Source organism: Aeromonas sp. R2-2 (assembly GCF_040908355.1).
Taxonomy (GTDB): domain Bacteria; phylum Pseudomonadota; class Gammaproteobacteria; order Enterobacterales; family Aeromonadaceae; genus Aeromonas; species Aeromonas veronii.
In genome coordinates, this window is record NZ_JBFODQ010000001.1 from 1 (window position 1) to 9,898 (window position 9,898).

General features: G+C 60.0%; 7 protein-coding genes and 1 rRNA gene. All 8 read right to left on the reverse strand.

Going from position 1 to position 9,898, the window contains the following annotated elements:
• On the reverse strand, positions 1 to 947 hold a 947-nt coding region (locus AB5Z09_RS00005; protein ID WP_368194308.1), incomplete at its 3' end, for a bile acid:sodium symporter family protein.
• A gap of 295 nt (positions 948 to 1,242) precedes the next feature.
• On the reverse strand, positions 1,243 to 2,688 hold the full coding sequence (locus AB5Z09_RS00010; protein ID WP_368194310.1) for an amino acid permease: 1,446 nt from the start codon (positions 2,686 to 2,688) through the stop codon (positions 1,243 to 1,245).
• 167 nt (positions 2,689 to 2,855) lie between these two features.
• Positions 2,856 to 3,194, reverse strand: coding sequence for a tRNA-binding protein (locus AB5Z09_RS00015; RefSeq protein WP_026080427.1), 339 nt, complete (start codon positions 3,192 to 3,194; stop codon positions 2,856 to 2,858).
• 76 nt (positions 3,195 to 3,270) lie between these two features.
• Positions 3,271 to 4,716, reverse strand: a complete 1,446-nt coding sequence (locus AB5Z09_RS00020) for an amino acid permease (protein ID WP_005342043.1) — start codon at positions 4,714 to 4,716, stop codon at positions 3,271 to 3,273.
• 102 nt (positions 4,717 to 4,818) lie between these two features.
• Positions 4,819 to 5,274, reverse strand: a complete 456-nt coding sequence (locus AB5Z09_RS00025; protein WP_368194312.1) for a beta-galactosidase subunit beta — start codon at positions 5,272 to 5,274, stop codon at positions 4,819 to 4,821.
• Positions 5,271 to 8,345: a beta-galactosidase subunit alpha gene (ebgA, locus tag AB5Z09_RS00030; RefSeq protein ID WP_368194313.1), complete on the reverse strand. Its 3,075-nt coding sequence runs from the start codon at positions 8,343 to 8,345 to the stop codon at positions 5,271 to 5,273. The genes AB5Z09_RS00025 and ebgA overlap by 4 nt, the downstream gene beginning before the upstream one ends.
• Before the next feature lie 321 nt (positions 8,346 to 8,666).
• Positions 8,667 to 9,632, reverse strand: coding sequence for a transcriptional regulator EbgR (gene ebgR, locus AB5Z09_RS00035; RefSeq protein WP_005342046.1), 966 nt, complete (start codon positions 9,630 to 9,632; stop codon positions 8,667 to 8,669).
• A 165-nt stretch (positions 9,633 to 9,797) separates the two neighbouring features.
• Positions 9,798 to 9,898 (reverse strand): 5S ribosomal RNA (gene rrf / locus AB5Z09_RS00040); the annotation flags it as partial.

Below are 9,898 nucleotides of genomic sequence, written 5' to 3' on the forward strand. Positions count from 1 at the left end.
TCTCCCTGCTCGTGATAGCGGCGCGCCAGTACGGCGCAGACCATCAGCTGGATCTGGTGGAAGATCATCAGCGGCAACACCATCACCCCGACGCTGGCGGCGGGGAACATGACGTTTGCCATCGGCACCCCGTTGGCGAGGCTCTTCTTGGATCCGCAGAAGACGATGGTGATCTCGTCCGCCTTGTCGAAACCGAGACGACGGCTGATCCAGACGTTCCAGCAGAGCACCAGCGCCAGCAAGACGCAGCTCAGCAACACGATACTGACCAGGTCGTACCAACCGACCTGGTGCCAAATTCCCTGCACCACCGCCTCGCTGAAGGCGACATAGACCACCAGCAGGATGGAGCTCTGATCCAGCTTGCCGATGAGCGGCCGGTGACTATCGACCCAGCGGCCAATGAGCGGACGCGACAGGTGGCCCACCACAAAAGGCAGCATCAGCTGCATCATGATGGACTGGATGGAGTGCCAGGTGTCGATCCCCTCCCCCTGCACGTGGATCATCATCCCCACCAGCACCGGCGAGAGGAAGATGCCGAGGATGCTGGAGGCCGAGGCGCTGCACACCGCCGCCGACACATTGCCCCCTGCCATCGAGGTAAAGGCGATAGCCGACTGCACGGTGGCTGGCAAAGCGCAGAGATAGAGGAAGCCGAGGTAGATGGCCGGGCTCAGCCAGCTCGGCACCAGCGGGGTGAGCAGCAGCCCGAGCAGCGGAAACAGCACGAAGGTGCTGAGCATCACCACCAGATGAAGCCGCCAGTGGCCGAGGCCCGCCAGCAGGTTCTGGCGCGACAACTTGGCGCCATGCATGAAGAACAAGAGCGCCACCGCCAGCTTGGTCAGCAGACCGAACCAGACAGCCACCTGCCCCTCGCAGGGAAAGAGGGAGGCCAGGGTGACCACCGCAATCAGCACAACAGTAAAGGGATCCAGACGCACGAAAGGTCTCCATCAGAAAGGCATCCTGCTGCAGTGGCGGCAGTCAGGACTGGGGAAGACAAGAAACAGAGCGGGAGATGTCTGGCACCTCCCGCTAAAACGAACCTCCAGCTTACCCCGATAACGAAGAGGCGCAAAGTTGAGCGGCGAATAATTGTTCATCAATGCTTAACGCCTTCGCCATATCGAGTAGCAAAAGTTGACGATAAACCGGCCCTGACAGCTCCCAAACGGCTAAAAATGGATAAAAAAACGGGCGACCAAGGCCGCCCGTTCCGCTTTTTCACCCAGCCGATCAGCGCTGGCTGGCCAGCTTGCCGCTGCCGCCTTTCTTCTCATTGCCGGCGAGCTTGCGGGCCTGCCGCTTCTCGAAGCGGGAGATCCACCAGTAGGCCAGCGCCGAGAAGACCGCGGTCATAAAGACGTTGATGAAGAAGGCGCGCACCAGATCCACCCCGGCCGGGAAGGCGGAGGCGCTCATGCTCACCACGAAGATGGCGATCAGCACCGACACCACGCCCATCCCGAAGGTGCGCGACCCCATGCGGAAGTCACGGGGGGTGTCGTCATGTTTCCAGCGGAACACGAAGTAGGCCACCATGATGAAGATCGGCGGCAGCATGGCGGTGCCGGCAGTGAGGTTGATGGCGGTGTTCATCATCTGCTGCACCGACTCGGAGCCGAAGCCGTTGACCACCAGCATCGCGAACACGAAGACAAACTGCCACCAGGCGGCGCGCACCGGCACGCCGTGCTCGTTGAGCTGGGTGGTCTTCTCGCCGTAAACCCCCTGCGGGATCTCGGAGAAGTGGATCTTCACCGGCGCCGAGGTCCACATCATCATGGAGCCGAACATGGCGATGAACAGCACCACGCCGACGAAGCGGCCCACCAGCGCCTCGGAGAGCCCGAAGTACTGGGCCATGCCGGTGAAGATCTCCACCATGCCACCGGCATAGGTGAGGCTCTCGCGCGGTACGAACACGTTCACCAGCAGGGAACCGACCGCATACATGGCACCGATGACGATACCGGCACTGATGATCACCTTGATAAAGGACTTCTGGCCGCCCTTCACGTCATTGAGGTAGGCCGCAGCGGTCTCGGCACCGCCCGCCGCCTGGAAGATCCAGCACATGATGCCCAGCGTCGCCCAGTTGACGGTGGGAGTCATCGCCTCCAGCGTGATGGGCTGGGCCGGCACATGATCGCCACTCAAAGCCATCAGGGCACCCAGCACATAGATGGCGAACAGGGCAAACACCCCGTAGGCCACGATCTCCGCAATCTTGCCGAGCCAGCTCGCCCCCTTGGTGGAGATATGGGTCGCCGCCGCAAACAGCACGATGGAGATGATCGAAGTGACCATGGGCGAGAAGCTGTACTCATAGCCCAGCATGGCGTAGGAGGCGTAGGCGATGACGTTGGGCAGCAGGGAGACGAACCAGAACAGGTTCACGAACCAGTAGAGAAACGAGCCCAGATAGGCCATCCGGGTGCCGAGCGGTTTTTTCAGCCAGTCGTACATCCCCGACTCGGAGTTTTTATTGGCCGAAACGAACTCGGCGATGATAAAAACGAACGGAATGAAGTAGACGATGGTCGCCAGCAGGAAGATGGGGGCGGAGCTGAGCCCCAGCTCGATGTTGTTATTGACGATGTTGCGCACGTTGAACACGGCGGCAAAGGTCATCGACAACAGGGCAAACTTGCCTATGGTGCCGCGTACGGATTCAGACATGGTGTCCTCCAGTGGACTCGCGCTCCCTGCGGGTAACGCTGTGACTCTGTGATGTGTTCGGCAAGGGTCTGTCGGCCCCGCACTTTACTCTCTTGTTATGATCGGGCCGCGTGGACGGCCTCGTTGGTGAACCGGTGCAATCTCACCGCACCGGCTCGCAATCCCGTTCAGACGATCGGGGTGCCCGGCGCCATCGGCACCCGCGGTTGCAACAGCACGCTCTGGCTCTCGTCCGGGGTCTCGGCGCAGAGCAACATGCACTCGGATCGCTCGCCGCGCATCCTGGTGGGCTTGAGGTTGGTCAGCACCACCACCTCGCTGCCCATCAGCTCCTCTTCGCTGTAGTAAGGCACCAGACTGGTGACGGTCTGCAGCGGCCGCTCGCCACCCACGTCGATCTGGACGATGTAGAGTTTGTCGGCCCCGGGGTGACGCACCACCTCCAGTACCTTGCCCACCTTCATCTCGACCCGTTTGAATTCGGCAAACTCGATCGTCTCGCTCATGCTCTTTTCCTTTTCTGGTTCAACGGTTTGCGGGTGGCCAACGGCCACCCGGTTTGATTGGGATTCAATACAGTGGCTATGGCGTCTGCATGGCAACCTGCGCCGTCGGCTGGGCCTCTTTGGCACGCGCTTCGGCACTGAGAGAGGCCTCGTATCTGTTGTATTTCCACCAGGCGAAGCCGAGGAAGATCACGATCCCGCCGACGTTGTAGAAGATGATGGTCATGATGTCGGCGCCGGTCGGGAAGGTGGAGGCGAGGAAGCCCACCGAGAAGATGGCGATCAGCACCGAGACCACGGCGATGCCGGTGGTGCGCGAACCCATCCTGAAATCCCGCGGCAGGTGGTCGAGCTTTAGCCGTAGATTGAGGTAGGCCAGCATGATGAACAGCGGCGGCAGCATGGAGGCGGCGGCGGTCATGTTGATGACGGTGTTCATCAGATCCTGCGCGGTGTTGGAGCCCAGGGTCGGGATCACCATCAGCGGCAGCACGATGAGGTACTGGATCCAGGCAGCGCGGGCGGGTACGCCGTTCTCGTTCAGCTCGACGGTTTTCTTGCCGAAGATGCCGGCCGGGATCTCGGAGAAGAAGATCTTCACCGGGGTCGCTGTCCACATCAGCAGGGAGCCGAACATGGCGGTGAAGGAGACCAGCCCGACGAAGCGGTTCATCAGGATCTCCGGCAGGCCGAAGTAAGCCGCCAGCCCTTCAAACACCTGCACCGAGCCGCCGGTATATTTCAGGGTGTCGCTGTGGACGAACACGTTGATCAACAGCGAGGCGATGGAGTAGAGCACCCCGATAAAGATCCCGGCGATGATGATCACCTTCACGAATGACTTGGAGCCGCCTTTCACGTCATTGACGTAGACCGCCACCGACTCGGCGCCACCGGCTGCCATAAAGATCCAGGTAGTGATGCCGAGGAAGGCCCAGCTGAAGTCGGGGACCATGGCCTCTACCGTGATGGGGTCAGCCGGTTGCACACCGCCCACCAGTGCCGCACCTGCCAGCAGTATGTAGGAGAGGGTCAGCAGCAGCATCAGGGACGAGGTCACCGAGGTGATGGGGCCGAGCATCTTGGCGCCGTTGGTGGAGACGTAGGTGGCAAAGGCGAACAGCACCATGCTCAATGCCGTGGTCGCCACCGGAGTGAGAATGTACTCGTAGCCGAGGAAGGCATAGGAGGCGTAGGCGATGACCCGCGGCAGTAGCGAGGTGAAGAAGAAGAGGTTCACGAACCAGTAGGTGTAGGCGGAGATGAAGGCCCAGCGACCGCCGAGGGAGCTCTTCACCCAGGCGTAAACCCCCGCTTCGGAGTTTTTGTTCAGTGACACAAATTCCGCAATGATCAGGCAGAACGGAATGAAGTAGAAAATGGTGGCCAGAAAGAACATAGGGGCCGAGGCCAGACCGATTTCGATGTTGTTGTTGATGACGTTGTTGAAGCTGAATACCGCCGCGAAGGTGAGCGACAGCAGACCAAACTTGCCTATCGTATTGCGTTTGGAATCAGACATGGTGCATCTCCAGACCTGTAGTTATCTAGCGAAAGAGCGGGGCATGGGTTGTAGGGTGAGCCCCGCCCTTCCGGCTTTTATCAGTGCAGAACCGGCGGCTTGTTATTTGTTCTTGAAGTAGCCGCCTTCGACGGTGACCTTGATGATCACCTTGCGCACCGGGCTGTCGCCGACGAATCGGTAGGCCTCGTCGTTCTCGAAGATCACCACCTGACCATTGCCGACCTGCTGGCGCTCACGCACCTCGCCGGCCAGCCACTCGCGGTCTGTGGTGTCGTCATAGGCCTGCTCGACCCGCAGCTCGCTCTTGGCTGCCCACTCCACCGTCTCTTCCCCTTCCAGGTAGTAGTGAACGTCGAAGTAACGGCGCTGCCCCTCGAACGTTGAGGTGGCCGGGCTGGCCCCCTCCTGCAAGCGGTAGGTGAGGGAGTCACCGATGGAGTGGCAGATGCCGGGCTTGAGGTTCGGCAGGTTGTTGATGGCCTCCACGCAGCGGCCCCACTTCTTGCCCTCCCGGTAGATGTTTTTGAACAGGGTCAGGTTGTCCAGGGTGATCATGCGAGGTTCCTCCCGCCGTTGATGGTGAGATCGAGCCCGGCCAGCGCAGCCGGATTGAGGTTGCCACGGGCGATGGGCAGCAGGGTCAGGCCGAAGCTGAATGGCTCGAAGCGCACCCGCCAGGAGTCCAGCACCTCGGAGCCCCAGGAGTTGGAGCCGAGCCCCAGTACCTTGTGATCCAGATTGAGGGTGAGATAACCGCTCGGTTCCAGCTCGTTGATGTGCTGCGCCGCGTGGATATGCTCCCAGCTGTAGGGCCAGACGCTGAGGTTGATGGGGGCATCTGGCCGCACGTAGAGACCCGCGCCGTGGCGGTTGGTCAGAGTCGCCCAACGCACCTGCTGGCGGTTGCCGTTGTCCTGCGGGAAGGGGTAGTGCTCCCACATCTCGCTGACTGTGCTCTGGAAGCTGTCGATCCAGTTGCTCTGGCGGCTGTCCTGATAGTTTTCGCCCGGCCCCATGCCGTAGTAGTGCACCCGGTCGAGATCCTGACGAATGCCCAGCTCGAAGCCGATCTTGGGGATGATGTCGTCATAACCGCCGTAGGGCTGACCGGACAGTGCCACATGCAGCTGGCCGTTCGGGCTCAGGGTGTAGACGTAGCGGCAGCGCATGCCGAAGTCGAACACCGGCGGCGCGATCAGGCTCTCGACCGTCACCTCGACCGCCTCGCCCAGCTGACGCCAGCTCAGAGTGCGGAAGTGCTCCTGCATGATCTGCAGGTGGTTGGGGTGCCACAGGCTCTCGTACTCCTGCTTGTGGTTGTCAATCATCGGCTTGAAGAAGGTGAGGCGCGGCGAGCGCTCAATCAGCTCGATACCATCCTGCTGCCAGCTCACCAGCTTGCCGTCGAGGCGCGAGAAGCGCAGGGCAAAGCCGCTGCCGCTCAAGGTCAGGTCGAGGCGCTCGTCGGCGATATGCAACGGAGTGGCGTTGGGGTTGGCAAAGGGTCGCAGCTGGCGAGTCGACTCTTTCAGCTGGAACTGGTACTGGCCCAGCTCGTGCTCCGCCGCGCTGTAACGGGTGGCACTGGCCTTGATGACCCGCAGCTGGACGAAGGTTTCCCGCCCATCAAGCGTGGGCAATTCGAGTTGCAGCTCTGTGATGGCACCGGGAGCCACCCCTTCCAGCCGGATTTGCTGACTGGCCAGCAGCTCGCCCTCGGCCTTCACTTCAACCAGCAGGCGGATGTCGTCGAGAGTGGAGAACCAGTAGCGGTTTTCCACCGCCAGCTTGCCGCTCGCCAGATCCAGCGCGCGCACCTTGACCGGGCAGATCACCTGCTTGTATTCGCGCAGGCCAGGCCCAGGGGTCTGATCCGGATAGATGAGGCCATCCATGCAGAAGTTGTAGTTGTTGGGGTAGTCGCCGTAGTCGCCGCCGTACTTGTAGACGGGGCGGCCCTGCTCGTCCTGATCCAGAATGCCGTGATCGCACCACTCCCAGATGTAGTGGCCCTGAATGTGGGGATGACGGTCGAACACCTGCTGGTATTCACTCAGGCCACCCGGGCCGTTGCCCATGGCGTGGGCGTATTCGCAGAGGATGCGCGGCTTCGCCATCGGAAACTCGCCGAAGCAGTTCATCTGGGAGACGCGCGAATACATGGTGCTCACCACATCCACCACCTCGGCATCGCGATCCTCTTCGTAATGCACCAGCCGGGTCGGGTCGATCGCCTTGCAGCGCTGGTACATGGCTCTGATGTTGCAGCCGTAACCGGACTCGTTGCCGAGCGACCAGATGATGATGGAGGGGTGGTTCTTCTGGGCATGCACGTGGCGCTCGATGCGATCCACGAACACCGGCTCCCAGAAGGGGTCGTCGGTGATGCGGCTGAGATCGCCGACGTTGGCAAAACCGTGGGTCTCCACGTCGGTCTCCGCCATCACGAACAGGCCGTACTGGTCACACAGCTCGTAGAAGCGCGGGTCGTTCGGGTAGTGGGCAGTGCGCACCGAGTTGAGGTTGTGCTGCTTCATGAGCACGATATCGCGCTCCACCCGATCCATGCCGACCGCGCGGCTCTTGAGGTGGTCGTTGTCGTGGCGATTCACCCCGTGCAGCTTGAGGTAGTGGCCGTTGACGTAGAAGAGGCCATCCTTGACCTGGATTTCACGCACCCCGACCCGCTGCGGGATCACCTCCAGCAGCTCACCCTGACCGTTGTAGAGGGAGAGTTGCAGCTGGTAGAGGTAAGGGTCTTCGGCGCTCCACAGATGGGGGTTGGCCAGATCCAGCGTGAAGCGGCAATCACACTTGCCATCGATGGCGAGATGGTCGAGCGAGCCGCTGGCGATCTCACTGCCCTGATCCAGAAGTGACCAGACCAGACGGTGATCACGGGCGGGCACACCAAGATTTTCCAACTGGATATCGCAGCTCAGGGTGGCGCTTTGATTGTCATCGGCCAGCGCGGTGCGGATAAAGAAGTCCTGCACATGGGCGACCGGTTTGCCCACCAAGTAGACGTCGCGGAAGATCCCCGCCATCCACCACATGTCCTGATCTTCGATATAGGTGGAGTCGGCCCACTGCATCACCCGCACTGACAGCAGGTTCTCGCCAACCTTGGCGTAGGCACTGATATCGAACTCGGCGGTGAGACGGCTCCCCTTGCTGAAGCCGACATAGTGGCCGTTCACATAGACCTCGAAGTAAGTCTCCACTCCGTCAAACTTGATGATCACCTGCTCGCCGTCCCAGGCCGGGCTCAGCGTGAAGCTGCGCTGATAGGCGCCGGTGGGGTTGTTGGTCGGCACGAAGGGCACGTCGATGGGGAAGGGAAAACCTTCGTCGGTGTACTGCAGCTGACCATGTCCTTCCATCTGCCACATGTTGGGCACGGTGATCTGGCACCACTCGCTCATGGGGCTGTGATAGAAGGCCTCCGGCACCTGCAGGGGGTGGTCGAAGTAGTGGAACTGCCACTGGCCGCCAAGGCTCAGAAAACGGCGGCTCAGCTCGCGCTGCATGGTGGCCGCCAGCGCGTGGTCGGCATAAGAGAAGAAGTAGGCGCGCGGGGCCAGCCTGTTTTCACCAACGAATTGGACGTTTTCCCAGTTATTCACATGTCCTCCCGGAACAAGGCAACTTTGACTGGGTAAACTCTAGATAAACATTTACTAAATATCAGCTTTGGATTGGTAAAGTTTTAACCTGATTACAATGAACAGATGGTTTTGTGAGCGAGATCAGAAGCGGGAGATAAAGGAGGGCAAGATATGGATGAGTGGCATGGATGTTGATAGTAGCTAGCTGATCTGCAATAAAATCAACTATAAAACAATATGATATGAAGTTATTGGATGATATGGGAAAGAGGTTTGCTTGGGAGAGGTGTCGCACCACCGCATGATGGCGCGACTAAAAAGCAGAATGTTTTACTAAAATCAGCGGGTGGTGCCGCGCAGGGTCAACTTGCTCGGTACCAGCACCCGGAGTGGAATATCCCGCTCGTCACGCAGCCGTTCGACCAGCAGATTGACCCCCTGGGAGCCCATCAACTCGGAGTGGATCCGCACCGTGGAGAGTGGCGGGAAGGTGAACTTGGCGGTCGGAATATCGTTGACGCTGATAAGCTCGATCTGCTGGGGAATCGCCAGTCCCTTCTCATGAATGGCACGCAGCACACCGATGGCGATGGAGTCGGAGGCGACGAACAGCGCCTTGGGCCAATCCCCTGCCAGCATCTCCTTCGCCAACTGGTAGCCGGAGGCACTGGAGAAATCGCCGCGATAGAGATCGCTCTCCTGCACCACCCCCAACCGCTGGCCATAATCCCGGAAGGCCAGTTCGCGCAGATCCGGATTCTCATCCTGGCCACCGATATAACCGATACGCTGGTGCCCCTGCGCGATGAAGTAATCGACGACCTGCTGGCTGATCAGTGCGAGATCCACATCGACCGAGTCGAACTCTCCCTGTGAACGGCAGTCGACAAACACCAGCTGGCTGGAACAAGCCCTTAGCTGGACGAGACGTTCGGCTGTGAGGGTGCCGACCACCAGGATGCCATCCACGGCGCTCAGCTCGCGCCCTTCACCACAGTTGTAGAGATGAGTCAGCTCGATATTGAGGCGGGCACTCTGGGTCTCGATGCCATAACGGATAGCGAGATAGTAAGGATCGTTGACCTCGGTACTCTGGGGATAGGCATAGACCACCAGAAAGTGCAGCTTGCTCTTGTGTACCCCCTTGCGGGCGCTGCTGGTCTTGTACTCCAGCCGTTCGGCAATCTCGAAGATCCGCTGCTTGGTCTCTTCCTTGACGCTCAGGCTGGGATCCTCGTTCAGTACCCGGGATACCGTGGCGAGAGAAACCCCCGCTTCCTGTGCAATTTCCTTCAACGTAGCCATCAATACCTCGCTGGCAGCATCACGTGTTAATCGGCAACGGCTAAAGAGTAACGGGCAATCCCTTGATAGCCCAGCACTTTTACTAAAATGCCGGCGGCATGGCAGATTTTTGGAAGTCAGAAATGCAAAAAGGCCTCCCGAATGGGAGGCCTCTTCTAAATAGGTGCCTGACAGTGTCCTACTCTCGCATGGCGAATGCCACACTACCATCGGCGCTACCGCGTTTCACTTCTGAGTTCGGCATGGGATCAGGTGGTTCCACGGCG